Here is a 23330-nt window from a genome sequence, read left to right on the forward strand (position 1 = left end):
CATACGCCTCCCGGCCGCTGTCACAGCAACCATGCACGATCGGTGGTGCGCATGCCCAGCGGGCCCCCGAACAAGCGTCTGGAAGCGCAACGGCGACCGAACCGGGTAGCCGGGGGCCCGGGACCCCACACGGCCAGCGGGCCCCTGGACAGGTGTCCAGGGGCCCGCTGGGGGGGTCTCCGGCCACGGCCGCCGGGCGCGGGGGCTCCCGCGGGCGGTCCGGGCGGCCGGGTCGGTGCGACGGGGTCAGCGCTTGGCGTGGCGCCCGCGCTGCACCGGGGCCTGCGGGGCCTGCGGGCCGGTGCCGCCCATGGGGGGAGCGGCGGCGGCCGCCTTCTTGCCCTGGCGGCGGGCCTTCAGGTACTCGATCACGATCGGGATCACCGAGATGAGCACGATGCCGACCAGCATCGCCTCGATGTTGTCGCGTACGAACGCGGTCTTGCCGAGCAGCGCGCCGAGCACGGTGACGCCCGCGCCCCACAGCACGCCACCGATGATGTTGAAGATCAGGAAGGACCGGTAGTTCATCCGGCTCACGCCGGCGATGATCGGCGTGAAGGTGCGGACGACGGGCACGAAGCGGGCCAGGACCAGCGACTTGGGGCCGTGCTTCTCGAAGAACTCGTGGGCCTTCTCCACGTTCTCCTGCTTGAAGAACTTGGAGTCCGGGCGTCGGAACAGCGAGGGCCCGACTTTCCTGCCGAAGAGGTAGCCCACCTGGTCGCCGAGGATCGCGGCGGCCACGATGCCCAGGCACATCAGCCACAGCTCCGTGGAGAGCTGGTCGGTGGTGATCAGCAGGCCGGTGGTGAACAGCAGCGAGTCACCCGGCAGGAAGAAGCCGATGAGCAGGCCCGACTCGGCGAAGACGATCGCCATGACACCCCACGGGCCGAAGGTGTCGATCAGATGGTTTGCGTCCAGCCAACTGGGTCCGAGCGCGAGTGTGGTCACGGGTGACAGGCTCCTGGGTCGAGGGGTGCAGGCTCGTGCGAGGCCCGGCCGCAGGTGAGTGGGGCAGACAGCGGACGCGGTGCATGGATGATGCCGCCCAAAATATCAACGCCAGAGCCCGCCCCCCGGTTCCAGTGGGGACACCTGCCACGCCCGGCACGCGCCGCACCCCGCGGCGCCTGGCCGGGCGCCCCCGCGCGGACGCATGCGCGGCGGCGCGGGGACGCCCCCTGACCTCGGGGCCGGTGGCCGCTACGCGCCCTCCGCGCGGTGGCGGGCGTTGGCCAGGATCGCCTCCCGCAGGAAGGCGGCCAGCCCCGGCGCGGTCGCGTCGTAGAAGGCGGTGAAGCGCTCGTCGGCGACGTACATCTCGGCGAGGCAGCCGTGCATCTCGTACGAGCACGCGTAGTGGTAGCGGGTGATCTGGGAGCGGTGCTCCTCGGCGAGGTCCCTCGCGGCCGGCGAGTCCGGCGCGGCGCCGGAGGCCATCAGGGCCGCCAGCCGTTCGACGAGCTCCTCCCCCTCCCGCTTGATCCGCAGCCAGTCCTCCTTCGTGTACGAGGCGGCCCGGCGCTGCGACTCGTGGTAGGCGTCGGTGTCGCCCCAGCGCTGCTCGACCTCCTCGGCGTACCGGTCCGGGTCGTGGTCCCCGAAGACCTCGAACTTCTCCTCGGGCGTGAGGTTGATGCCCATCGCGCGTGCCTCCATGGCGTGCTCCACGGCCGCGGCCATCTCCTGCAGTCGGGCGATCCGGGCGGTCAGCAGGTCGTGCTGGCGCCGCAGGTGCTCCCGCGGGTCCGCGCCCGGGTCGTCCAGGAGGGCCGCGACCTCGTCGAGCGGGAAGCCCAGCTCCCGGTAGAACAGGATCTGCTGCAGCCGGTCGAGGTCGGCGTCGTCGTAACGCCGGTGCCCCGCGCGGCTGCGGCCGCTCGGCCTGAGCAGCCCGATCTCGTCGTAGTGGTGCAGGGTGCGCACCGTGACGCCGGCGTAGCCCGCCACCTGTCCCACGGAGTAGCTCATCGCTTTCCGCTCCCTCGGTCGGTTCGCGCTCCACGTTCCGCCCTCACGCCGCGTGAGGTGCAAGTCCATATCGCGGAAATCCCCGAGGCGGGGGTGCGGGCCGGTGCGATCCTGCCGTCCATGCTGGGGATAACCGATCTTTCGACGTATCTGGCGGGGCTCGCCCTGATCATCCTGCTGCCGGGGCCGAACTCCCTCTATGTGGTCTCCGTGGCGGCCCGGCGCGGGCCTCGCACGGGCTATCGGGCGGCGGGCGGGGTGCTCGTCGGCGACACCGTGCTGATGGCGCTGTCGGCCGGCGGGGTGGCCTCGCTGCTCCAGGCGAGCCCGGTGCTGTTCGCGGTGGTGAAGTTCGCGGGCGCCGGCTATCTGTCCTGGCTCGCGGTGGGGATGCTGCGCGGGGCCTGGACGCTGTGGCGGGAGCGGGGCGCGCGGGCCGACGCCAGGGCGGCCATCGGGGCTTCCGGGGCTCCCGGGGCTCCCGGGGCTCCCGGGACGGCTTCGGTGGCGGGCCCTTCGGACGCGTCCGCGAAGGAGAGGGAGGCGGTCGAGCGGCCCTTCCGCCGGGCTGTGGTGATCAGCCTGCTGAACCCCAAGGCGATCCTGTTCTTCATCTCCTTCTTCGTGCAGTTCGTCGATCCCGAGTACGCCCACCCGGTGCTCTCGTTCGTGGCGCTGGGCGCCTGGGCGCAGCTGTTCAGCTTCACCTATCTGACCATCCTGATCTTCAGCGGCTCGTTCCTGGCCGCGACCTTCCGCCGTCGCAAGCGGCTGACCGCCGGGCTGTCCGCGGCCGCGGGCACGGCGTTCCTGGGCTTCGCGGCGAAGCTGTCGCTGAGCAGCGCGGGCTAAGGAGGTGCCGCGGGGCGTGGTGGTACGCCCCTTACGGGAGTCATGCCCGTAAGGTCGCGATCACCACGGCCCGGACCGGTCGGACCGCACCCGCGCCGGCCCCTCGGTCCGTGCCGGACCGAGCTGAGGGGCGCATCCGATGTCACTCCACCAGGGCACCAGCGGCAGCGACGAGGAGCGGGGCTTCTCCGTCAACCCCTTCTTCCTCGCGGCCGACCCGCTGCGCGGCCTGGAGTCGGAGCCGCCCCGGCACCGGCTGCCCGACAGCCCGATGACGCCCTCGGCGGCGTACCAGCTGGTCCACGACGAGCTGATGCTGGACGGCAACTCCCGGCTGAACCTCGCCACCTTCGTCACCACCTGGATGGAGCCCGAGGCCGGCCGGCTGATGGCGGAGTGCCGCGACAAGAACATGATCGACAAGGACGAGTACCCGCGCACCGCCGAGTTGGAGCGGCGGTGCGTGGCGATGCTCGCCCACCTGTGGCACGCCCCGGATCCGGAGACCACGGTGGGCTGCTCCACGACCGGGTCCAGCGAGGCGTGCATGCTCGCCGGGATGGCGCTCAAGCGGCGCTGGGCGCGGCGGAACGCGGACCGCTACCCGAGCACCGCCCGGCCCAACCTGGTGATGGGCGCCAACGTCCAGGTCTGCTGGGAGAAGTTCTGCACCTTCTGGGAGGTGGAGGCCCGCCAGGTGCCGATGGAGGGCGAGCGCTTCCACCTGGACCCGGAGGCCGCGGCCGCGCTGTGCGACGAGAACACCATCGGGGTCGTCGCCGTGCTCGGCTCCACCTTCGACGGGTCCTACGAGCCGGTCGCCGAGGTGTGCGCGGCGCTCGACGCGCTCCAGGAGCGCACCGGGCTGGATGTGCCGGTCCATGTGGACGGCGCCTCCGGGGCGATGGTCGCGCCCTTCCTCGACCCCGAGCTGGTGTGGGACTTCCGACTCCCCCGCGTCGCCTCGGTCAACACCTCGGGGCACAAGTACGGGCTGGTCTACCCGGGGGTGGGGTGGGCGCTGTGGCGGGACGCGGCGGCGCTCCCCGAGGAGCTGGTCTTCCGCGTCAACTACCTGGGCGGCGACATGCCGACCTTCGCGCTGAACTTCTCCCGGCCGGGCGCCCAGGTGGTGGCGCAGTACTACACCTTCCTCCGGCTGGGGATCGACGGCTTCCGCGCGGTGCAGGGGTACTCCCGCGACGTGGCCTGCCGGCTCGCCGACCGGATCGAGGAGCTGGGCGACTTCAGGTTGCTGACCCGCGGCGACGAGCTGCCGGTCTTCGCCTTCACCCTCGCGGACGACGTGAAGAACTACGACGTCTTCGACGTCTCGCGGCGGATGCGGGAACGGGGTTGGCTGGTGCCCGCGTACAGCTTCCCGCCGAACCGCGAGGACCTGTCGGTGCTGCGGATGGTGTGCCGCAACGGCTTCACCGCCGATCTGGCAGACCTGCTCCTGGACGACCTGCGGATGCTGCTGCCCGAACTGCGGCGCCAGTCCAAGCCGTCACTGGAGCGCGGGACCGCGGTGACCGCGTTCCACCACTGAGCCGCCGCGAGGCCGTCCCCGCCCCGCCGGGCCCCCACCGGACCCGCCGGCCGTCGGCCGCGCCGGACCCGTCGGTCGCGCCGGCCCCGTCGGCCCCGTCGGCAGCGCGGGACCCGCGGGTCAGCCCGGCCCGCCGGCACCCAGGAGGGTGGCCCGGCGGCGCACCGCCTCCAGCGCGCCCGGCCGGCGCCCCGGCACCCGGCCGCGGAGCTCGATGAGGGCGGGCGCCAGCGCCCCGGCCCGGGCCGCGTCCTCGATCTGCTGCCACTGGTGGTGCGCCCGGTCGGCGGCGCCCTCGACATCGGGGTGGCCGGGCGGCTGCTCGTTGGCCAGCCGCAGGCCGGCGGCGGATATCCACAGCTCGCAGGCGCGGGCCGGGTCGTCGGCGAGCCGGGCCAGGTCGGCCCGGACCTCCAGCCAGTGGACCGCCTCCGGCGAGCTGGGCCCGGAGGCCCGCATGGCCTCCTGCTCCCAGGCGGCCGCCATGGACGCCGCCTCGCTGTGCCGCCCCGCGCGGGCCGCCTCCAGGATCGCCGCGTGCGGGTCGGAGTGATGTGGCTCGGAACGCCTCGCCACGCGCGGCGGCACCACGGGCACGGGCGGAGCGGCGGGCGCCGGGGGTGCGGCCGGGAACGCGGCCGGCAGGGGCGGCACGGGAACCGCGGGCGGCGGCACGAACAGGAGGGGCGGGCCGACGGGGGGCGGAAGGGACTCGGAGTCGGACCAGCCGACGTCGCCGTCCGCGCGGGGACCGGTGACCGACTCCTCCGCGAAACCGGCCTCCGCGCGGAGACCGGCGGCCGGCTCGCCCGCGTACCCGGCGTCCGCGCGGGGCACGGCCGGCTCCTCCGTGGCACCGGCCTCCCCGCGCGGGCCGGCGGCCGGGTCACCCGCGACAGCGACCTCCGCGCGGGGGCCGGCTGTCGACTCCCCCAGGGCCTCGACCTCCGCGCGGGACGCGGATATCGCCTCCGCCGCGGAGCCGGGCTCCGGTCCGAAGCCGGCCTCTGGGGCGGGCCCGGACCCCGGCGCGGCCCCGGCTTCCGGGGCGAACGTCCTTCCCGAGGCGAAAGTCCCTCCCGGGGCGAACGCGGCGTCCCCGGAGGGGGCGGAGCTCACGTCTGCCGCGGGCCCGGTCTCCACGCGGGGCGCGACCGGGCCCTCCAGAGTCGGCCGGCCCTGCGGAGCCGCCGACCCCGCCGAGGTCGCGGCCGCCCCCACCGGGGTCGCCACAGCCTCCGGAGTCGCGAGCCCCTCCGCGCGGTACGAGGGAGCACCGTGGTTCGCCGGCTGGAGCGGCAGGGCGGGGCCGCCGGACAGTCCGGCCTCGCCCGCGGCGTGTTCGTGGAGGCGTGCGAAGGGAGGGCGATCGGCGGCGCCGCGGAGCGCGGCGGCGAGGGCCCGGCTGTAGACCGGTGTGAAGACCTCACGCTTGGGCGGAGCGGGGGCGAGGGCCCCGTAGAGGGTGAGCCCGGCGGCGAGTTGTCGTGGGTCGACCCCGAGGCGGGACGCGCCGGCGCCCTTGCCGTCCGCACGGTCCCCGCTCCCTTGGGGCCAGACCGTCCCGTCCGCCACCAGATCGGCGACGACGGTGGTCTCGCTGCCCGGCGGCCGCTTGGCCAGCTCCGCCGCCAACCAGTGCCAGGGCAGGGCGGTGTAGCGGGCGGTCCTCGGGGTGGTGCGGGCGAGCGCCAGGTGCGGGAGCCGCTGCTTGGCGTCGAGGGTGAGCTGTCCGGCCAGATAGACCAGCACGGGGCCGGGGTGGGCGGCCGCGGTCCGCAGGTGGGTCAGCACGGTCTGCGGTTCGTCGGGGTCCACCAGCTGGACGACGCTGGCGCCGGCCGGGGTGCCCGCCAACACGGCCGGTGCCACGGCGGCGAGTTGGGGCAGGACCGCCCCGGCGTCCATGATGCGCTGCCGGCCGTTCTTGCCACGGGGGCCGGCGGCGATGAGCAGGGCGTAGCCGGGCTCGCCTGCCGTTCCCGCTCGGTTGATCGCCATGGCAGCACCGTAGCCGGTACCGGGCCGTGGCGCTGTGGCCTGAGCACCAGTCATACGGTCGGCTCGTCGCACTCGGGCGCGGCGGTCGCGCTCCGCGAGCCCCGCCGCAACAGGCTCACGGCGTACGGGAAGCGGCCCACGGGGCGGGTGACGGACCGGCCGCCGGCGTGTGGTTCGGCTTCACACGGGTTCGAAAGCCGTGGCGCCGGCCGGGGTTGGCGCCCGACTCGTGGCGGCCGCGGCCGTGGGACGTCGACTTCCCGCGGCGGCCGTGGACGGGTCGGCTTCCCGCGGCGACAGTGGGGGCGTCGGGTTTCGCGCGGCGGCCCGCGCATAGCCCGGCAGCCCGACCTCACTCCGAGGCGGCGTACGGGTTCTTCGCCCCCTCCGGCAGCACGTCCATGGAGCGCCGCCCCTCGCCCGCCATGACATAGGCGCCGCCCTCGAGGCGCTTGATGAGTCCACGGGTCCACTCGGCTCCGCTGTCGGAGGAGTCCACCCAGAGCTTCATGATCTCGCCGATGTGGCCCCACTCGTCGGAACCGCCGTCCGGCGGCATCCAGTGCCGGGTCACCTCGGCGCGCCACTGCTCCAGGGCGGCCACCCGCTCCTTGAGCAGCGCGATGGCCTCCGCCCGGGGGAGGTCGACGATGAACCCGACCCCGGCCGTCAGCTCGTCGATCTTCTGGTCGTGTCGCACCAGGGCCTCGCGCAGCAGCTTGAAGTACTCCACCTGACCCGCCGCGGTGAGCTCGTACTCCGTGCGGGGCGGGCCGCCCGCCGTGCTCGGCGCCACATCGTGGGCGATCATCAGGCCCTGTTTCGCCATCTGTTTCAGCGCGTGGTAGATCGATCCGGGCTTGGCGTTGGACCACTCGTGCGCGCCCCAGAACTCCAGGTCGTTGCGGACCTGGTACCCGTGCGCCCGCCCATGCTGGCGGACCGCGCCCAGCACCAGCAGCCGGATCGCCGACATCGTCTCCTCATTCCGTCGGACCTGCCCCGCTCCCAGACTAGTGGGGGCGTCTAATCAAGTTTGACTAGCGGGAGATCCGATGCCAGGCTCGCTCCATGGCCGAGACCGTGATTCCGATGCTTCCCTGCCGGTCCATCGACGACATCACCGCCTTCTACCCCGCCCTGGGCTTCGAAGTGACCTTCCAGCAGCGCAGCCCCAACCCCTATGTCGCACTCGCGCGGGGCGACATCGCACTGCACTTCTTCGGCATGAAGTCGTACGACCCGGCGTCCTCCTACAGCACCTGCTACGTGCGGACCGACGACGTCGACGCGCTCTACGAGGCGTTCCGGTCGGGGCTGAAGGCGTCCCTGGGCAGAATCCCGACCCGGGGGCTCCCCCGCCTCGGAGCGCTGAAGGACACCACGTACGGGATGCGTCAGTTCCTGCTGACCGACCCCGGCGGCAACACGCTCCGCGTCGGCCAACCCATCGCGGACGTCTTCGAGCACCGTCCGGCGCCGACGGAGCGCTATGCCCGCGCCCTCCACCAGGCCACGCTGCTCGGCGAGTCCAAGGGCGACCCCGCGGCCGCCGCCCGCGTCCTGGACCGCGCGCTCTCCGCCGAGGGGGCGCCGCCTCCGTCGCGACTCGCGCCCCTGCTCGTGCTGCGCGCCGAGATGGCCACCCGACTGGGCGACGCGGACCACGCCCGCGACTGCCTGGCGCGCGCCGCCGCCGTCCCCCTCACCCCCGAGCAGCGCGTGGCCCTTCAGGACATCCTGCGCCGGGCCGACGACCTACGGGAGCACCCGGCCTCCTGAGCGCCCGACCCCTCCCTCCCCGGCCCCGGCCCGGAACTCGGGGCCGGGGCCGGTCACACTTCCGCGCGGCGATCCGTCAGTGGGGTGACAGCAACGTGAAAGCCCGAAAGGAGACGGAGATGGAAACGCGTGCGATCACCGCGGAGGTGCCGATGGGGCCGCGGATGTCCCAGGACCCCCAGGAGCTCGTCCCCGAACTGGCGGAGGTGTCCGCGGCGCTGTGGAAGGCCACCGGCAACCACTCGGTCCCGCGGACCACGATCAGCCTGCTCCAGCTGCGCGCCGGCCAGATCGTGGGCAACACCTACCTGACCGTCCTGCACACGGGATTCCTGCGCAAGGCCGGGGAGTCCGAGGATCGGATCACCGCGGTGGCCTCCTGGCAGGACGCGCCGTACTACACCCCCGCCGAGCGCGCCGCGCTGGCGCTGGTGGAGGCGGTCTTCCAGCCGTCCCCGCACGGCGAGCGGGTCACCGACGAGCTCTACGCCCAGGCTGCCGAGCACTACGAGCCCAAGGCGCTGGCCACCCTGGCCATCGCGATCGGGCAGGTCGGCTTCTTCGTCCCGCTGGCCCTGATCGCCAAGCCGGTCCCGGGCCGGTCGTTCACCGACCCGTGGAACTAGAACCGCCCGGCTGAGGAGCGGTGTTCGGGCCTCGGACCGCGGCCGACGCCCAGGGCCGGGGGACCGGCACCCCGGGCCCGCCCCGGGGGGCCGAGCGACCGACGCCCCGGGCCCGGCCGGGGGCCGTGCGGCCGACGCTCAGGGCCCGGCCCGGGGCCGAGAGAGCGACGCCGTCCCTACACCCCCGCCCCCGCCCGTGCCGCCTCGTCGACCAGCTCGAAGGCGGTCCTGCCGTCCAGGGACTCGCGGATGATGTCCGCGTGTCCCGCGTGGCGACCGACCTCCTCGATCAGGTGGAGGAGCAGCCAGCGGACCGAGACCCGGTCGCCCTGGGGGAACCACGGCGCGTCGGGGAGCGGGAAGGTGTCCTCGAGACTGGGGACCGAGCGGACGTACTCCTCCGTCTGTCGAGCCACCGCGTCCCAGAAGGCCAGCACGGAGGCGACCGATTCGCCGTCCTCCAGTTGGAAGGCCAGGTGCCAGGTGGTCTCGTCGCGCCGGATGGAGTGCGGCACCCGCCGGGCCGTCTCCACCCAGTCCAGCTCGGTCTCGGCGACGTGCTTGAGCAGGCCGGCCAGGGAGAGCCGACTGGCGCTCGGCTTCTGCCGCGCCTGCTCGTCGCCGAGTCCGAGCAGCGCGCGGCGCACACCGCCCCGCTGGGCCTCCAGGAAGGCCAGCAGGGTGCCGCGCTCGTCGGCCGGGTTGGTCTCGATCACGTGGGTGGGCATGGGGTCCGCCTTCCGTCGGCTCGTCCTCGACGCCTACGACAGTAGGACCCCATGCGGTCAGGTTCTGTCCTCAATCACGCGGCTCCCGCGTCCGGCTCCTCGACCACACCCACGGTTCTCGCCTTCGGCGCGTCCGCGCGGGGCGCCGGCAGAGCGCGGGTCAGCCGGCAGAGGCGGGTCAGAGGGGGAAGTGGGTGCGCCCGTGCTGGATCGAGATCCACTTGGTCGTGGTGAACGCCTCGATGTACGCGTCGCCGTTGAGCCGTCCCAGTCCCGAGTGCCGCTCGCCGCCGAACGGCACGATCGGCTCGTCGTGCACCGAGCTGTCATTGATGTGGATCATGCCCGTCTCCACCCGTCGGGCGAGCCGGACACCGCGCTCGATGTCGCCGGTGTGGACCGCGCCGCTGAGGCCGTAGTCGGTCGCGTTGGCGATCTCGACGGCCTCGTCGTCTCCGTCGAAGGGGATGAGCACGACCACCGGGCCGAACATCTCCTGGTGGAGCACGGCCGAGCCCTCGGGGACGTCGGTGAGCACGGTCGGGCCGACCAGGGTGCCGCTGGTCTCTCCCCGCACCAGGGCCGTGGCACCGTCGGCGATGGTCTGGCTGACCAGCGAGGTGAGGTTCTCGGCCTGGGTCTCGTTGATGAGCGGGCCGATCTGCGTGGTGGGGTCGTTCGGGTCGCCCACCTTCAGGCCGCGCACCCGCGCCACGAACTTCTCGGTGAACTCCCGCTCCACCGCGCGGTCCACCAGGATCCGGTTGGCCGCCATACAGATCTGGCCCTGGTGGGCGAAGCGGCTGAGGATCGCCGCGTCCACCGCGTAGTCGATGTCGGCGTCGTCCAGCACGATCAGCGCGCTGTTGCCGCCGAGCTCCAGGACCGTGCGCTTGAAGTGCGAGGCGGCGACGGTGGCCACATGGCGGCCCACCTTGTCCGAGCCGGTGAAGGAGAACACCTTGGGCACCGGGTGCTCGATCAGCGCGTCACCGATCTCCGCGATGTCGGTGATCACGACGTTGAGCAGCCCGGGCGGCAGCCCGGCCTCCTCGAAGACCTTCCCCAGCAGGCTGCCGCCGCAGATCGGGGTGTTCTGGTGCGGCTTGAGCACCACGCCGTTGCCGAGCGCCAACGCGGGACCGACCGACTTCAGCGAGAGCAGGAACGGGAAGTTGAAGGGGCTGACCACCCCGACCACGCCGACCGGCAGCCGGTACAGCCGGTTCTCCTTGCCGTCGATCGGCGACGGGATGATCCGCCCCTCGGGGCGCAGCGCCAGCTGGACGCACTCGCGCAGGAACTCTCTCGCCAGGCCCAGCTCGAAGGCGGCCTTGAAGTGCGTGCCGCCGACCTCGGCGATGATCGCCTCGCTCAGCTCCTTCTCGCGGTCCTCGACGATGCGCAGCGCCCGCTCGAAGACCAGCCGTCGGGTGTAGGGATTGGTGCTCCCCCACTCCCGCTGTGCCCGCTCGGCTGCCCGATAGGCGAGGTCCACCTCCTCCACCGTGGCCACGGTGATCGAGGCGAGCTTCTCCCCGTTGTACGGGTTGAAGTCGACGATGTCCCAGGAGCCGCTCCCGGGTCGCCATTCGCCGTCGATGTACTGGTACGCCAACTCGGAGAAGTAGGACATGACCGTCCCTATCTGGAGGGCTGGGTGCCCTTGACACCCAAGCGTCTGTGGGGCTCCTGATGGGACGTCATGCTACAGAGCTCTTAAGCGAGTTGAAGCAACCGTTCGAGCAATTCCCGGCTGCCCTCGGGTGACAGGCTGTCGGTGGCCAGACGCCCCAGAACCCTTTCGTAATGGGCGACTTCCTCGCGTTTGTCGAGATAGAGCGCGCTGGTGAGTTGCTCCAGATAGACCACATCCGGCAGGTCCGATTCGGGGAAGCGCAATCGGGTGAACGCGCCGCTCTCCGCGGCGTGCCCGCCGAAGGCGAACGGCATCACCTGGAGCGTCACGTTCGGCTGCCTGGAGACGTCGACGAGGTGCTCCAGCTGCCCCCGCATCACCCGTGAGCCGCCGTAGGGGCGGCGCAACGCCGCCTCGTCCAACACCACGTGGAACTCCGGCGGCTGCTCGGCGACCAGCAGCTTCTGGCGCTCCAGCCGCAGCGCCACACGGCGCTCCACCTCCGACTCGGAGGCCGTGGGCTGACCGCTGGTGACGACCGCGTGGGCGTAGCTCTCGGTCTGCAGCAGCCCGTGCACGAACTGCACCTCGTAGCAGGCGATGTGCGAGGCGGCTCCCTCCAGCCCCACATATGTCTGAAACCAGCCCGGCAGCACATCGCCGTAACTGTGCCACCAGCCCGCCACATTGGCCTCGCGGGCCAGCCCCAGCAGCGCCGCCCGCTCCGCGTCGTCGCTGACGCCGTAGAGCGTCAACAGGTCCTCGATGTCCCGCGCCTTGAAGCTCACCCGCCCCAACTCCATGCGGCTGATCTTTGATTCGGAAGCACGGATCGAATAGCCGGCCGCCTCACGCGTGATGCCGCGTGCCTCGCGCAGCCGCCTGAGCTGGGAGCCCAGAAGAATGCGGCGTACCACCGATCCACTCGACTCGCTTGCGGTCATTCCCGTGACCCTCCCTCTACGGAACACACCCTTCCGGGGGCGGCCCCCGCAACCCCCGGCGGCGAAGTCTGCCACTTTAGGGCTTCGCGCTGTGCACATGTCGTTACTCAGCCGCGATACGTACGCAGGACAGCGTAGGGAGAATCGCGAGCAAACCCCCGCAGGTTTCCCCAAAGCGCGCGCGTGCACGTGCATCTGCCCTTGCATCTGCCTTACGCATTCGGAACGATGGGGATCGCGCACATGCAAGCTCGTACGGGGTCCAGCCAGGATCATCACGGCCACGAAGGTGCAGGAGTGCTCGCATGGGGACCAACGGCTCGGCCACGCTGGAGCCCTTGTGGCGAGGACTTCCTCCCGTCGACCCCTCGACGACGCTCCCCGATCTCTCCGACTCCGCCTCCTGTGCGCTCCCCGCCCGCTTCGAAGCGGTCAGAGGCGCCCGCCACTTCGCCGGGGCGACGCTGGAGCGCTGGGAGTTGCCGGAGCTCTTCGACGACGTGGCGCTGGTGGTCTCCGAGCTCGTCACCAACGCCCTCCGCCATGCGCTCCCCGTCGGCCGGCCCGAGCGCGCCGCCGGCGACGGCCCCCTCGGCCCCGCCGACAGCCACGAGGCGCATGTCCGTCTCCACCTGATGCGCTGGGCCTCCCGCCTGGTGTGCGCGGTGCGGGACCCCAGCGAGGAGAGCCCCACCGCCGGGGAGGCGGGCTCCGGTGAGGAGTCCGGGCGGGGGCTCCACCTCGTGGAGTCCTACAGCGACGGCTGGGGCTGGCACCCGCTGGCGGGCTCTCTGCACGGCAAGATCGTGTGGGCCCTCTTCCTGCTGCCGCGCCAGACCGGACGCGGCTGACCCCACCGCATCGGCGTCACCCACCGCGCCGTATCCGCGTCACCCACCGCCTCATCCACACCGCCCCCGCCGCATCGGCGTACGGGCCCGGCGGGAACACCGCTACAGCAGTCACGGGAGCCGTCGTACGGCAACCGTGGGGGACGCCGTACGACGCCTCGTACCGCCGTCCGCCCTCAGTCCCCCACCAGGTGGTCGAACTCCCCGTCCCTGGCGCCGAGCAGCAGCGCCTCGATCTCCGCCGGGGTGTAGATCAGGGCCGGGCCGTCGGGGAAGCGGGAATTGCGCATGGCGACCTCCCCACCGGGGAGTTTGGCGAATTCGACGCAGGAACCCTGGGAGTTGCTGTGCCGGCTCTTCTGCCAGACGACCCCATGGAGATCCGCCGCCGCCATGCCGTTGAAGGGGTGGTCGTCGCGCACAGGGCTCTCCGGATGTATCGGTGCAGCTACCAACTGCCCCGGATCATAGCCTCGTTCACGTGCCGACGCGCGAGCGGATGCACGTGCACGCGCAGTGGCGGAGTGATCACCGCAGGCCGTAGGGCAACAGCGCCATCTCCCGGGCGTTCTTGATGGCCCGGGCGATCTGCCGCTGCTGCTGCGCGGTCACCCGCGTGACCCGCCGACTGCGGATCTTCCCCCGGTCGGATATGAACTTCCGCAGCAGATCCGTGTCCTTGTAGTCGATATAGGTGACGCCGGCGGCGTCCAACGGGTTCGGCCGCGGCTTCAGATTTTTGCGATTCGCTCCGCGCTGCGCACCATTTCTTGGCATGTGCGAGTCCTTTCTCTCAGTTTTTACGGGACATAAGGGGCTGCCCGGGAATTCGCGGCCCCTTGGGGCAATCAGGAGAGCGACTCAGGAGACCGGGTCGAGCAGCTGGTCGAAGGCCGCGGAGAGGCCGCGCCACGCCTCGGGGCCCGTCGCGTACTCCTCGTCCGTCAGCAGACAGGACTCCAGCAGCGACGCCAGCGCCTCGGCGTCCAGGCCGGGGGAGGTGAAGGTGAGGTGCTGGGCGCGATCGCCGTGCTCGGCGTCCCAGTCCAGGGCGGCGGCCACCCGACGGGTCGGCGGCACCATCTCCCACGCCGCCTCCGGCAGCGCGGCCAGCCACGGCCCCACGCTCTCCACACACAGCGCGCCGCCCGCCGCGTCCCAGGAGAGCAGCGTGTCCGGACGGTCGGCGAGCCAGAAGCGGCCCCGACTGCGCGCCGCCGCGCAGCTGAGGTCCTCCAGCGCCGCGTACAGCCGGCCGGGGTGGAAGGGGCGGACGCGATGCCAGACGAAGGTGGTGACCCCGTCGGCGTCGGCGGCCTGCGGCAGCAGCGCGCAGGCCGGGTGCTGCCGGACCGCGGCCGCCTCCACGTCGAAGCCGGCGAGCGCCTCCCGGGCCAGGTCCGGGGAGTCCGGTGCCACCTGACGGGCCGTGGGGTGCAGCTGCGCGAGGAGCGCGCGGTCCGCGGCGTCCGCGGCCTCGTCGCCGTCGACGACGGCCAGCACCGACGGGTACTCCAACTGGCGGGCGAAGGTGTCCGCGACTGTGCGCTGATCGGTGGCCGCGGCCGCCAGCCCCACCTCGGCCAGGTCGTCCCCGCAGCCGAGGAACGGCAGCAGCAGCGCCGGGTCCACGGCGGTGAGCACGCCGCTCAGCCGCAGCCGCTCGCCGGCACAGGCGGCCACCACCTCGGCCATCGCCTGCGGCTCCACCGAGTCCCACAGCTCGACCACGGCCAGCCCGCTCGACCCGCCCGCGGCGAGCCGCTCCAGCTCGGGCATCAGGTCCTCGCGCAGCGCGCAGCAGGCGCAGTCGTTGACCAGCGGGACCTCGCCCTCGTCCAGCGTGCCCCGGCGGTCCCGGACGGTCCGGCGCACCGTGCCGTCCGCCGCCGAGGCCAGGTCGTGGTGGAGCGCGACGGCGCCGGGCACGGCGCCCAGCAGTCGGTCGACGACCGCCTGTCGCGCGTCGGCGTGCAGTCCGGCCACCAACACCACGGGCAGGGCGTCGGGCAGCCGTCCCGGGCCGCTCATCGGGCGGCTCCGCGGCTCCCGCGGCTCCCGTACCGGCGCTCGAACCGCTCGACGCGGCCGGCGGTGTCCAGCACCCGGGCGGTGCCGGTGTAGAAGGGGTGGCTCGCCGAGGAGATCTCGACGTCGATGACCGGGTAGGTGTTGCCGTCCTCCCACTCGATCGTCTTGTCGCTGGTGGCGGTCGAGCGGGTGAGGAAGGCGAAGTCGGCGGCCCGGTCACGGAAGACGACGGGCCCGTACGGGGGGTGGATGCCGGGCTTCATCGGGCTGCTCAGCGCTCCTCTCGGAAGGTCACGTGGCGGCCGGCCACCGGGTCGTACTTGCGCAGCTCCATCCGGTCCGGGTCGTTCCGGCGGTTCTTGCGGGTGACGTACGTGTAGCCGGTGCCGGCGGTGGATCGGAGCTTGATCACGGGGCGTAGTTCGTTGCGGGCCATACGAGCTACTATACAGAAATGGTTTCCATTTTCATTAAGCCCTCGAGCCCCGGGAGGCACTGACCCATGTCCGCCCACTGCCAGCTCACCGGGCGCAAGCCCGGCTTCGGCAACTCCATCTCGCACTCCCACCGGCGCACCTCGCGCCGCTTCGACCCCAACATCCAGCGCAAGCGCTACTGGCTGCCGAGCGAGGGTCGACATGTGCGGCTCACCCTCAGCGCCAAGGGCATCAAGACCGTCGACACCATCGGCATCGAGGCCGCCGTGGCCCGGATCCGGGCCCGTGGGGAGCGCGTCTGATGGCGAAGAAGAGCAAGATCGCGAAGAACGAGCAGCGGCGGCTCGTCGTCGCCCGCTACGCCGCGCGCCGCGCGGCCCTCAAGGTCGTCATCCGCGACCCGCGCACCCCGGACGCCGAACGCGACGCCGCGCGACGTGAGTTGAGCCGCCAGCCGCGCGACGCCAGCGCCACCCGCGTCCGCAACCGCGACAGCGTCGACGGCCGCCCGCGCGGCTACCTCCGCGCCTTCGGCCTCTCCCGTGTCAACCTCCGCGCACAGGCGCATGCCGGGTACCTGCCGGGAGTGCGCAAGTCCAGCTGGTGAGCGCGCGGTGATCCGGTGACCGGGTGAGCCGCGCGGGCCGGTACCGAACGCCGGACGCCGCGCCCCGGCCTCGCGGCGGCGAGGCCGGGGCGCGGCGACCGCACCGCGCTCCACCGCGCGGTGTGGACCCGGGGGTTCACACCGCGCGGTGTGGACCGGGCCCGGGGGCGGTCACGCGCCGCCCCCGCCCGCGCGGACGCGTCACGTCACCGTCAGGGCCGCCGTCGGGTGGAGCCGGAAGGCCCGGATCGCCGGGTAGAGGCCGGCTCCGGGCGGCACCATCGAGGTCGCCGACCGGCCGGGCGGCGGCGCGCTGTTCACGCTGCGGCTGCCGCGCCGGCGCTCGGCGGACGTACGGGACCCGGAGGAGGACGCATGGGGCGTGGCGGACGTACGGAGTCCGAAGGACGTACGGGGCGCGGAGAGCGTGCGGGCACGGGGAGCGCACGGGACGCGGGGAGCGTACGGGGCGTGGGGGAGGGCTCATGAGGCGCCGCCGGGGCCTGCGGGCCGGGGTGCTGGCTGACGGGGTGGTTGCTGACCGGGTGCGCCCTCGCCGGGTGCGGGGTCCAGCCGACAGGCGTGGTGGACGCCGGTGAGCCGGCGGGCGGCCTCGGCCGGGGCCTGCGGCTGTACTTCGCCTCGGATGACGGGCTGCGGAGCGTCTCCCGCCCGGAGCGGCGCGTCGACTCGCTGAACGGCGCGCTCAAGCTGCTGGCCGCCGGGCCCACCGCGGACGAGCGCGCCGCCGGGCTGACCATGCTCGTCGAGCCCCTGGGGACGTTCGACGCGACCGGCGACGCCGGGAACCGGCTGACCATGCGGCTGTCCGAAGAGGTGGTGCCCCAGCCCGACCTGGCCACCGGGCAGCTGGTCTGCACGCCGGCCCGCGCCCAGTCGCCGCTGCACGGCAGCCGGCCCGACCGGGTGCAGGTCACGCTGGTCAACGGCGCGGGCCGGCGGGCGGGGCCGTACCGCTGCTCGCAGTTCCTGACGCGCTGAGCGGCACGTCACGCGCCGAGCATCACGTTCACGTCCTCATGGCCGTGCTGGTTGCCGCCCTCGCGGCCGTGTTCGTGGCCGTGCTCGTGGTCGCAGGCGTCGTCCACCCCGTAGGTGTCCCAGGCGGGGAAGGGGTCGGGCCCCGGGGCGTCGCCGCCATGGGTCAGCAGGCAGGCGTCGAGCGCCGCGTGCAGGGCGTCGGGGCGCAGGTCGGTGCCGATGAAGACCAGTTCCTGGCCACGGGCGTCCCCGGAGGCGCGGACCCCGGAGGGCTCGAAGCGGGCGACGGCCCCCGCCTGCGACCACAGGCCCGTCACGCGCGGGCGCGAGGCGAGCCAGAAGAAGCCCTTGGAGCGCAGGACGCGGCCGTACCGGCCGCTGTCCAGGCCGTTGGTGACGAAGTCCCACAGGCGTACCGGGTGGAACGGGCGCTCCGCGCGGTAGACGGTGGAGGAGACTCCGTACTCCTCGGTCTCCGGGACATGGTCGCCGTTGAGCTCCCGCACCCAGCCCGGTGCCTCCTGGGCGCGTTCCAGGTCGAACAGGCCGGTGCCGAGGATGTCGGACGGGGCGATCCGGCCGTGCCGCGCGGGCACGATCCGGGCCGCCGGGTTGAGCCGGCTCAGCACGGCCTGGAGTCGCTCGCCCTCGGCCGCGTCGACCAGGTCGAGCTTGTTGAGGACGATGACGTCGGCGAACTCGACCTGGTCCATGAGCAGGTCGCTGACGGTGCGCTGGTCGTCCTCGTACTGGTCCAGGCCGCGCTCGACCAGCTCGTCGCCACCGGCCAGCTCGCGCCCGAAGCCGGCCGCGTCCACGACGGTGACCATGGTGTCCAGCCGGGCCACGTCGCCCAGGGTCGCTCCGTCGTCGCGCGGGAAGGCGAAGGTCGCGGCGACGGGCATCGGCTCGGAGATGCCGCTGGACTCGATGAGGAGGTAGTCGAAGCGGCCCGCGCGGGCCAGCCGGTCGACCTCCTCCAGCAGGTCGTCGCGGAGGGTGCAGCAGATGCACCCGTTGGTCAGCTCCACCAGCCGCTCCTCGGTGCGGGACAGGGCCGCGGAGCCGCCGCGGACGAGCGCGGCGTCGATGTTGACCTCGCTCATGTCGTTGACGATCACCGCCACCCGCAGTCCTTCGCGGTTGCCGAGGACGTGGTTGAGGAGCGTGGTCTTACCGGCGCCGAGGAACCCGGAGAGCACGGTGACCGGGAGGCGGCGCGGGGCACCGTCACGGGGCTGGCCCGGAAGTTGGTCCGGGTGCTGCGCCGGGTGCCGGTCCAGGAGCTCGTCCATGGGGTGCGTCAGTCCTCGGGGCGGAGCAGGCCGCGCTCGTAGGCGCGCACCAGGTGCTGCGGGACCCGGACCGCGCGGCCGTCGACGGTGATGGTCACCAGGGCGGGCGGGGCGGCCTTCCACTGGGCGCGGCGGTGGCGGGTGTTGCTGCGCGACATCTTGCGCTTGGGGACTGCCATGGGCTGGCCTCTCCGGTCGGGGCGGGCGCTGGGTCGTCCCGGAGGACGGGTGTCCTGGGGGACGTGCCGCCGTGAGGACGAGGTGTCTTGGGGGACGGGTGGCACGCTATATGAAAATGGTTCCCATTTCTACTCGGCTGGTGAGCCGTTGTCAGACCCCCCTGCCAGACTGTGATCCGTGAGGTGGGCGGTGGTGGAGACGGACGACGGGGGTGTTCGTCTCTGCCCGCTCGACGGGGCCGGGCGGCCCGCGGGGCCGGTGGTCGCGACGACCGACGGCATCGTGCGGGCCGTCCGCTCCCGGCCTGAGGTCGACCGGTGGGTGTGGCGGTCGACGGCCGCCGTGTATCCCCGGCTGCTGGCCGCGGGGATCCGGGTGGATCGCTGCTACGACGTCGAGATGGCCGAAACCTTGCTGCTGGGCCACGAGGGACGGTCGGGGCGCCCGCGCTCGCTGGCCGCCGCCTGGGCCCGGCTGCGCGGGCTGCCGGTCCCCGAGGACCCGCCGGTGCGCGCGGCGGACACCCAGCCCTCGCTCTTCGAGCCGGGCCCGGCGCCGCTGCCGCCGGGCGCCGACCCGTTGGAGACGCTGCTGGAGGTGTACGCGGACCAGCTGACCCGCGCGGAGGCGGCGGCCCACCCCGAGCGGATGCGGCTGCTGATCGCCGCCGAGTCGGCCGGCACTCTGATCGCGGCCGAGCTGGGCCGGGCGGGGGTGCCCTGGCGGGCCGATGTGCACCGGGCGCTGCTGGACGAGCTGCTCGGCGAGCGCTATCCGGGTGGCCTGGAGCCGCAGCGGCTGGCCGAGCTGGCGGAGGAGGTGTCGCGCGCCTTCGGCGACGGGGTGCGGGTCCGCCCCGATCTGCCGGCCGAGGTGATCAGGGCGTTCGCGCGGGACGGCATCGCGCTGTCCTCCACCCGCGCCTGGGAGCTCCAGGAGATCGACCACCCGGCGGTCGAGCCGCTCCTTGCGTACAAGAAGCTGTACCGGCTGCACACGGCGCACGGCTGGTCCTGGCTCCAGTCCTGGGTGCGCGAGGGCCGCTTCCGGCCCACCTATCTGCCGGGCGGCACCGTCTCCGGCCGCTGGACCACCCACGGCGGCGGGGCGTTGCAGATCCCCCGGGTGGTGCGGCGGGCGGTGGTCGCGGACCCCGGCTGGCGGCTGGTGGTCGCCGACGCCGACCAGTTGGAGCCCCGGGTGCTGGCCGCGATCTCGCGCGACCCGGGCCTGATGAACGTCGCGGGCAGCGAGCGCGATCTGTACGCGCGGCTGTCCGAGTCCGCCTTCTCCGGCGACCGCGACCAGGCGAAGCTGGCGCTGCTGGGCGCCATCTACGGGCAGACCTCGGGCGACGGGCTCAAGCACCTGGCCGCGCTGCGGCGCCGCTTCCCGGCCGCGGTCGCCTATGTGGACGACGCGGCGCGGGCGGGCGAGGAGGGCCGGCTGGTGCGCACCTGGCTGGGCCGCACCTGCCCGCCCGCCGCCGCGGCCTCCGACGACCCGCCCGAGGAGGCCGGGCTGCCGCCGAGCGAGGACGCGTCGGAGTCGCCGGAGGACGGGGGCTCCGGCGGGTACGGCTGGCCACGCCGCGGCGCGGGGGCACGGGCCCGTGGACGGTTCACCCGGAACTTCGTCGTCCAGGGCAGCGCCGCGGACTGGGCGCTGCTGATGCTGGCCGCCCTCCGCCAGTCGCTCACCGCCGCCGGTCTCCGCGCGGAGCTCGTCTTCTTCCAGCACGACGAGGTGATCGTGCACTGCCCGGCGGAGGAGGTACCGCGGGTCGAGGAGGCGATCCGGGCGGCCGGCGACCGCGCGGGGAGCATCGCCTTCGGCGCGACACCGGTGCGATTCCCGTTCACGATCGCGGCGGTGGAGAGCTACGCGGACGCGAAGGGCTGACGGCGAGATCGGGTAAGGCGGGGTCCGGCGAGACGGAGGTCGAGCGGACGAGATCGGCCGAGGCGAGGCCCGGCGGGGCAAGGTCGGGCGGGGCCCGGCGGGGCAAAGGTCAGGCGAGGTCCGGCGGGGCAAGGTCAGGCGAGGTCAGGGAAGGCGAGGGCCGGAAGAGCACGGTGAACCGCACGGAACGGCTGTACGCGATCGTCGAGGAGCTGCGCGCCGCCTCGCCCCGCCCGCTGAGCGCCCGCCGGCTCGCGGACCGCTTCGAGGTGAGCGTCCGCACCGTCGAGCGGGATCTGGCCGCGCTGCGGCAGGCCGGAGTGCCGCTGTACGCCGAGCCCGGCCGGACCGGCGGCCACGCCCTGGACCGGACGCACACCCTGCCCCCGCTCACCATCACCCCGGTCGAGGCGACCGCGCTGGCGGCGGGGCTCCACGCGCTGGAGGGCACGCCCTTCGCGGAGGCCGCGCGCACGGCCCTGCGCAAGGTGGTGGCCGTGCTGCCCGCCCGCGAGCGCGAGGCCGTCGCCGCCTGCGCCGCCCGGGTCCAGCTCGTCGCGCCCGCGACCGGGCTCGCCCCCGTCGCCGTACCCCGGCTGCTCCAGGAGGCGCTGACGCACCGCCGGGTGCTGCACCTGACCTACGCCGACCGGCACGGCCGGCCCACCGACCGCGACGTGGAGCCGCTCGGCTATCTGCGCGGGGCTCCCGACGGCCGCGAAGCGGAGCCGGGGCGGGCCGCGCACTGGTATCTGATCGCCTGGTGCCGGTTGCGCGGCGCGGTGCGGGGCTTCCGGCTCGACCGGATACGCGAGGTGACGGCGGTGGACGAGGTGGCGCCCGAGCGCGGGATCGATCTGGCCGGCATCGACGCGCTGGGTCACCGGCTGACCGGGCTGCCCGAGCTCACGCCTTCGGCCCACCCCGTGGGGCCCACCGCCTCGTAGGCCCCCCGCCGCGCCGGGCCGCCGCCCACCGCGGCCGCCTACCGCGCCGCCCACCGCCGCCCCGGGCCGCCACCACGCCGCCCAATACCGCGCTCCGCGCCGCCCACCGCCTCGTAGGACCACCGCCGCGCCGGGCCGCCGCCCACACCGCCCTCCGCGTGGCCGACGCCTCCGTGACACCCGGGGGGAGCTGCCGCCTCCGTGACCCGCGCGGAGCCCACCGGCCGACCCTGACGCGCCGCGTACGCGCCGGGAACACCGACAGGAAACACCGACAGGACGGTGTCGCCGACGCCCACAACACTGGCGCTCGCACGCGTCACCAGCGAGAAAGGCACGAGTACATGAACGTGGGACACCGGCTGTTCGAGGACTGGACCGCGATGTGGAACGGCGAACTGTCCCTCGCCGACCGCATCCTCGCCCCCGGCTTCCGCGTCTGGTTCGGCAACACCCTCGGTGGCGCCGACACCGACGCCTGCCGGGGCCCGGGGTTCGTCCGGTTCGTCGCCGCGCACCGCGAGGCGCGCCCGGGCATCCGGTACGTGCTGGAGGGGGACCCGATCGGCGGCGTGGAGGCGGGCCCGGCGGGCGGGACGGACAGCGGCGGCACCGGTCGGGTCGCCTGCCGCTGGTACGCGACGCGTCCCGGCGCCACGACGGTCAGCGGGATCGACATCCTCGCCTTCTCCGACGGCCGGATCGAGCAGGCGTGGTCGCTCTCCGGAGACCGCGCGTTCGCGACCGTGGAGCTCCGGGAGTCCGTGACACCCTGACCGCGCCCGGACCGCGCCCACCTCCCCCTCTGATGGCGCATCGACTGACGAACCCTCACCCGGGCAGCGCACCAGCACGCGCCGCCGGCCGACGGGGCCCGCACGATGGCCACTAGGGAGCAAGAACCGCAGGAGGAGACAAAGGGGAGCACGGACCATGACCCTCAGCCTTGAGCAGCTACGCCGATGCGCCGTCGCCGTGGACCTCGGCGCGGCACGCACCCGCATCTACCTCAAGCGCGTGGGGCTCATCGTCGACGAACCGACGGTCGCCGCCGTGAACACCCGCACCGGCGGGCTGATCGCGGTCGGCTCGTTCGCGGAGCGGATGACCGGCCGTACGCCCGGCCACATCATGGTCGTACGACCGGTCTCCGGCGGCGCCGTGGTCGACATCGCCATGGCGCAGCGGATGCTGCGGCAGTTCGTGGGCGACAAGGTACGCCGGGCCTGGCGGCGCAAACCGCTGCTCCGCGCGGCCGTGTGCACCCCGCACGACGCCAACCCGCTGGCCCAGCGCGCCGCCGTCGAGACACTCACCGGGCTGGGCGCCAAGCGGGTGGAGCTGGTGGACACGCTGGTGGCCGCCGCGGTCGGCTGCGGGCTGCCGGTGGAGCGCCCCGAGGCGACGATGATCATGGTGTGCGGGGCCACCACCACCCAGGTCGCGGTGTTGTCGCTGGGCGCGATCGTGGCCGCGGAGAAGGTGCCGGTGGGCGGCGACACCGTCGACCACGCCGTCGTCCAGCACCTGCGCAACGAGCACGAGCTGATGCTCGCCAGCCAGGCGGTGCGCCCGTTGCACCTGGTCATGAGCGGCGGCGCGGGGACGGTCGAAGCGCCCGAGGTGCACGGCCGGGACGTGGCCACCGGCCTCGCCCGCTCGGTGCGCGTCAACCCCGACGGCGTGCGCGCCGCCATGCACACCCCGCTGACCGCGATCACCGACTCCATCGGAGCCGTGCTGCGCCGCTGCCCGCCCGACCTGGTGGCCGACCTCGCCGACCGCGGCATCATGCTGGCGGGCGGCAGCGCCCTGCTGCCGGGGCTCGACTCGATACTGCGACGAGCGACGGGGATGCCGGTGCAGGTCGCCGAGCAGCCCGACGTCTGTGCCGTGATGGGTTTGGGCGCGATGCTGGACGGAAACGTGCAGCCGTTCGACCTGGGACCTTTGGCCACCTGACCGGTATTCACCCAC

General features: G+C 73.4%; 26 protein-coding genes. 12 read left to right on the plus strand and 14 right to left on the minus strand.

The features are described 5' to 3' along the window. Positions 1 to 246 precede the first annotated feature (246 nt). Entirely contained in the window at positions 247 to 957 is a 711-nt protein-coding gene (locus tag LRS74_RS14690) for a VTT domain-containing protein (protein ID WP_277741417.1), read from the minus strand. A gap of 252 nt (positions 958 to 1209) precedes the next feature. Further along, on the minus strand, positions 1210 to 1977 hold the full coding sequence (locus tag LRS74_RS14695) for a MerR family transcriptional regulator (RefSeq protein WP_277741418.1): 768 nt from the start codon (positions 1975 to 1977) through the stop codon (positions 1210 to 1212). A gap of 120 nt (positions 1978 to 2097) precedes the next feature. On the opposite strand from LRS74_RS14695, the gene leuE reads away from it, so the two are divergent. Next, positions 2098 to 2829: a leucine efflux protein LeuE gene (gene leuE / locus LRS74_RS14700; protein ID WP_277741419.1), complete on the plus strand. Its 732-nt coding sequence runs from the start codon at positions 2098 to 2100 to the stop codon at positions 2827 to 2829. A gap of 139 nt (positions 2830 to 2968) precedes the next feature. Then, entirely contained in the window at positions 2969 to 4381 is a 1413-nt protein-coding gene (locus LRS74_RS14705) for a glutamate decarboxylase (RefSeq protein WP_277741420.1), read from the plus strand. Between the two features lie 120 nt (positions 4382 to 4501). On the opposite strand, the gene LRS74_RS14710 is transcribed toward LRS74_RS14705, so the two are convergent. Together LRS74_RS14710 and LRS74_RS14715 are read right to left on the minus strand one after the other, a co-directional pair. Further along, a complete protein-coding gene (locus tag LRS74_RS14710; RefSeq protein WP_277741421.1) occupies positions 4502 to 6382 on the minus strand; it encodes a hypothetical protein in 1881 nt (626 codons plus the stop codon). A gap of 352 nt (positions 6383 to 6734) precedes the next feature. Continuing rightward, on the minus strand, positions 6735 to 7358 hold the full coding sequence (locus tag LRS74_RS14715) for a PadR family transcriptional regulator (protein ID WP_277741422.1): 624 nt from the start codon (positions 7356 to 7358) through the stop codon (positions 6735 to 6737). A gap of 95 nt (positions 7359 to 7453) precedes the next feature. Between LRS74_RS14715 and LRS74_RS14720 the strand changes: the two genes are divergently transcribed. Further along, a complete protein-coding gene (locus LRS74_RS14720) occupies positions 7454 to 8164 on the plus strand; it encodes a VOC family protein (protein WP_277741423.1) in 711 nt (236 codons plus the stop codon). Between the two features lie 119 nt (positions 8165 to 8283). Continuing rightward, on the plus strand, positions 8284 to 8790 hold the full coding sequence (locus LRS74_RS14725) for a carboxymuconolactone decarboxylase family protein (protein ID WP_277741424.1): 507 nt from the start codon (positions 8284 to 8286) through the stop codon (positions 8788 to 8790). Positions 8791 to 8966: 176 nt separating this feature from the next. Here LRS74_RS14725 and LRS74_RS14730 read toward each other — a convergent pair whose 3' ends face one another. The 3 genes from LRS74_RS14730 to LRS74_RS14740 all read right to left on the minus strand — a co-directional run bounded on the left by LRS74_RS14730 (position 8967) and on the right by LRS74_RS14740 (position 12101). Then, a complete protein-coding gene (locus LRS74_RS14730; protein WP_277741425.1) occupies positions 8967 to 9518 on the minus strand; it encodes a DinB family protein in 552 nt (183 codons plus the stop codon). A gap of 178 nt (positions 9519 to 9696) precedes the next feature. After that, a complete protein-coding gene (locus LRS74_RS14735) occupies positions 9697 to 11154 on the minus strand; it encodes an aldehyde dehydrogenase family protein (protein ID WP_277741426.1) in 1458 nt (485 codons plus the stop codon). A gap of 83 nt (positions 11155 to 11237) precedes the next feature. Next, entirely contained in the window at positions 11238 to 12101 is an 864-nt protein-coding gene (locus LRS74_RS14740) for a helix-turn-helix transcriptional regulator (RefSeq protein ID WP_277741427.1), read from the minus strand. 305 nt (positions 12102 to 12406) lie between these two features. On the opposite strand from LRS74_RS14740, the gene LRS74_RS14745 reads away from it, so the two are divergent. Next, positions 12407 to 12952, plus strand: a complete 546-nt coding sequence (locus LRS74_RS14745) for an ATP-binding protein (RefSeq protein WP_277741428.1) — start codon at positions 12407 to 12409, stop codon at positions 12950 to 12952. 176 nt (positions 12953 to 13128) lie between these two features. On the opposite strand, the gene LRS74_RS14750 is transcribed toward LRS74_RS14745, so the two are convergent. The 5 genes from LRS74_RS14750 to rpmG all read right to left on the minus strand — a co-directional run bounded on the left by LRS74_RS14750 (position 13129) and on the right by rpmG (position 15419). Beyond that, positions 13129 to 13347, minus strand: a complete 219-nt coding sequence (locus LRS74_RS14750; RefSeq protein ID WP_277744763.1) for a DUF397 domain-containing protein — start codon at positions 13345 to 13347, stop codon at positions 13129 to 13131. A 133-nt stretch (positions 13348 to 13480) separates the two neighbouring features. Next, the gene (rpsR, locus tag LRS74_RS14755; protein ID WP_277741429.1) at positions 13481 to 13729 is read right to left on the minus strand and encodes a 30S ribosomal protein S18; all 249 of its coding nucleotides are present in this window, start codon (positions 13727 to 13729) and stop codon (positions 13481 to 13483) included. 84 nt (positions 13730 to 13813) lie between these two features. Then, positions 13814 to 14983: a GTP-binding protein gene (locus tag LRS74_RS14760; RefSeq protein WP_277741431.1), complete on the minus strand. Its 1170-nt coding sequence runs from the start codon at positions 14981 to 14983 to the stop codon at positions 13814 to 13816. Continuing rightward, on the minus strand, positions 14980 to 15246 hold the full coding sequence (locus LRS74_RS14765; protein WP_277741432.1) for a type B 50S ribosomal protein L31: 267 nt from the start codon (positions 15244 to 15246) through the stop codon (positions 14980 to 14982). The genes LRS74_RS14760 and LRS74_RS14765 overlap by 4 nt, the downstream gene beginning before the upstream one ends. Before the next feature lie 8 nt (positions 15247 to 15254). After that, positions 15255 to 15419, minus strand: a complete 165-nt coding sequence (gene rpmG, locus LRS74_RS14770; protein ID WP_087926956.1) for a 50S ribosomal protein L33 — start codon at positions 15417 to 15419, stop codon at positions 15255 to 15257. 66 nt (positions 15420 to 15485) lie between these two features. Here rpmG and rpmB point away from each other — a divergent pair, with 66 nt between their 5' ends. The 3 genes from rpmB to LRS74_RS14785 all read left to right on the plus strand — a co-directional run bounded on the left by rpmB (position 15486) and on the right by LRS74_RS14785 (position 17029). Then, entirely contained in the window at positions 15486 to 15722 is a 237-nt protein-coding gene (gene rpmB, locus LRS74_RS14775) for a 50S ribosomal protein L28 (protein ID WP_144382935.1), read from the plus strand. Further along, a complete protein-coding gene (gene rpsN, locus LRS74_RS14780; RefSeq protein ID WP_277741434.1) occupies positions 15722 to 16027 on the plus strand; it encodes a 30S ribosomal protein S14 in 306 nt (101 codons plus the stop codon). The genes rpmB and rpsN overlap by 1 nt, the downstream gene beginning before the upstream one ends. A 582-nt stretch (positions 16028 to 16609) precedes the next feature. Further along, positions 16610 to 17029: a hypothetical protein gene (locus LRS74_RS14785; RefSeq protein WP_277741435.1), complete on the plus strand. Its 420-nt coding sequence runs from the start codon at positions 16610 to 16612 to the stop codon at positions 17027 to 17029. 8 nt (positions 17030 to 17037) lie between these two features. On the opposite strand, the gene LRS74_RS14790 is transcribed toward LRS74_RS14785, so the two are convergent. Further along, complete coding sequence (locus LRS74_RS14790) at positions 17038 to 18324, minus strand: GTP-binding protein (RefSeq protein ID WP_277741436.1); 1287 nt, start codon at positions 18322 to 18324, stop codon at positions 17038 to 17040. Between the two features lie 8 nt (positions 18325 to 18332). Further along, on the minus strand, positions 18333 to 18503 hold the full coding sequence (gene rpmF, locus LRS74_RS14795; protein WP_144382939.1) for a 50S ribosomal protein L32: 171 nt from the start codon (positions 18501 to 18503) through the stop codon (positions 18333 to 18335). A 178-nt stretch (positions 18504 to 18681) separates the two neighbouring features. Here rpmF and LRS74_RS14800 point away from each other — a divergent pair, with 178 nt between their 5' ends. The 4 genes from LRS74_RS14800 to LRS74_RS14815 all read left to right on the plus strand — a co-directional run bounded on the left by LRS74_RS14800 (position 18682) and on the right by LRS74_RS14815 (position 23315). Then, complete coding sequence (locus LRS74_RS14800) at positions 18682 to 20406, plus strand: bifunctional 3'-5' exonuclease/DNA polymerase (RefSeq protein WP_277741437.1); 1725 nt, start codon at positions 18682 to 18684, stop codon at positions 20404 to 20406. A gap of 173 nt (positions 20407 to 20579) precedes the next feature. Beyond that, entirely contained in the window at positions 20580 to 21353 is a 774-nt protein-coding gene (locus LRS74_RS14805) for a YafY family protein (RefSeq protein WP_277741438.1), read from the plus strand. 344 nt (positions 21354 to 21697) lie between these two features. Continuing rightward, entirely contained in the window at positions 21698 to 22129 is a 432-nt protein-coding gene (locus tag LRS74_RS14810) for a hypothetical protein (RefSeq protein WP_277741439.1), read from the plus strand. A 157-nt stretch (positions 22130 to 22286) separates the two neighbouring features. After that, positions 22287 to 23315, plus strand: a complete 1029-nt coding sequence (locus LRS74_RS14815) for a rod shape-determining protein (RefSeq protein WP_277741440.1) — start codon at positions 22287 to 22289, stop codon at positions 23313 to 23315. Positions 23316 to 23330: the final 15 nt, after the last annotated feature.

The organism is Streptomyces sp. LX-29 (assembly GCF_029541745.1).
In the GTDB taxonomy this organism is placed as follows: domain Bacteria; phylum Actinomycetota; class Actinomycetes; order Streptomycetales; family Streptomycetaceae; genus Streptomyces.

Coding starts and splice junctions, on each gene's coding strand:
- LRS74_RS14810 (WP_277741439.1), top strand. CDS start 21,698: ATGAACGTGGGACACCGGCTGTTCGAGGACTGGACCGCGATGTGGAAC.
- LRS74_RS14815 (WP_277741440.1), top strand. CDS start 22,287: ATGACCCTCAGCCTTGAGCAGCTACGCCGATGCGCCGTCGCCGTGGAC.
- rpsN (WP_277741434.1), top strand. CDS start 15,722: ATGGCGAAGAAGAGCAAGATCGCGAAGAACGAGCAGCGGCGGCTCGTC.
- LRS74_RS14705 (WP_277741420.1), top strand. CDS start 2,969: ATGTCACTCCACCAGGGCACCAGCGGCAGCGACGAGGAGCGGGGCTTC.
- leuE (WP_277741419.1), top strand. CDS start 2,098: ATGCTGGGGATAACCGATCTTTCGACGTATCTGGCGGGGCTCGCCCTG.
- LRS74_RS14765 (WP_277741432.1), bottom strand. CDS start 15,246: ATGAAGCCCGGCATCCACCCCCCGTACGGGCCCGTCGTCTTCCGTGAC.
- LRS74_RS14740 (WP_277741427.1), bottom strand. CDS start 12,101: ATGACCGCAAGCGAGTCGAGTGGATCGGTGGTACGCCGCATTCTTCTG.
- LRS74_RS14715 (WP_277741422.1), bottom strand. CDS start 7,358: ATGTCGGCGATCCGGCTGCTGGTGCTGGGCGCGGTCCGCCAGCATGGG.
- rpsR (WP_277741429.1), bottom strand. CDS start 13,729: ATGCCAAGAAATGGTGCGCAGCGCGGAGCGAATCGCAAAAATCTGAAG.
- LRS74_RS14735 (WP_277741426.1), bottom strand. CDS start 11,154: ATGTCCTACTTCTCCGAGTTGGCGTACCAGTACATCGACGGCGAATGG.
- LRS74_RS14720 (WP_277741423.1), top strand. CDS start 7,454: ATGGCCGAGACCGTGATTCCGATGCTTCCCTGCCGGTCCATCGACGAC.
- LRS74_RS14790 (WP_277741436.1), bottom strand. CDS start 18,324: ATGGACGAGCTCCTGGACCGGCACCCGGCGCAGCACCCGGACCAACTT.
- LRS74_RS14725 (WP_277741424.1), top strand. CDS start 8,284: ATGGAAACGCGTGCGATCACCGCGGAGGTGCCGATGGGGCCGCGGATG.
- LRS74_RS14710 (WP_277741421.1), bottom strand. CDS start 6,382: ATGGCGATCAACCGAGCGGGAACGGCAGGCGAGCCCGGCTACGCCCTG.
- rpmB (WP_144382935.1), top strand. CDS start 15,486: ATGTCCGCCCACTGCCAGCTCACCGGGCGCAAGCCCGGCTTCGGCAAC.
- LRS74_RS14760 (WP_277741431.1), bottom strand. CDS start 14,983: ATGAGCGGCCCGGGACGGCTGCCCGACGCCCTGCCCGTGGTGTTGGTG.
- LRS74_RS14695 (WP_277741418.1), bottom strand. CDS start 1,977: ATGAGCTACTCCGTGGGACAGGTGGCGGGCTACGCCGGCGTCACGGTG.
- LRS74_RS14750 (WP_277744763.1), bottom strand. CDS start 13,347: ATGGCGGCGGCGGATCTCCATGGGGTCGTCTGGCAGAAGAGCCGGCAC.
- rpmG (WP_087926956.1), bottom strand. CDS start 15,419: ATGGCCCGCAACGAACTACGCCCCGTGATCAAGCTCCGATCCACCGCC.
- rpmF (WP_144382939.1), bottom strand. CDS start 18,503: ATGGCAGTCCCCAAGCGCAAGATGTCGCGCAGCAACACCCGCCACCGC.
- LRS74_RS14730 (WP_277741425.1), bottom strand. CDS start 9,518: ATGCCCACCCACGTGATCGAGACCAACCCGGCCGACGAGCGCGGCACC.
- LRS74_RS14745 (WP_277741428.1), top strand. CDS start 12,407: ATGGGGACCAACGGCTCGGCCACGCTGGAGCCCTTGTGGCGAGGACTT.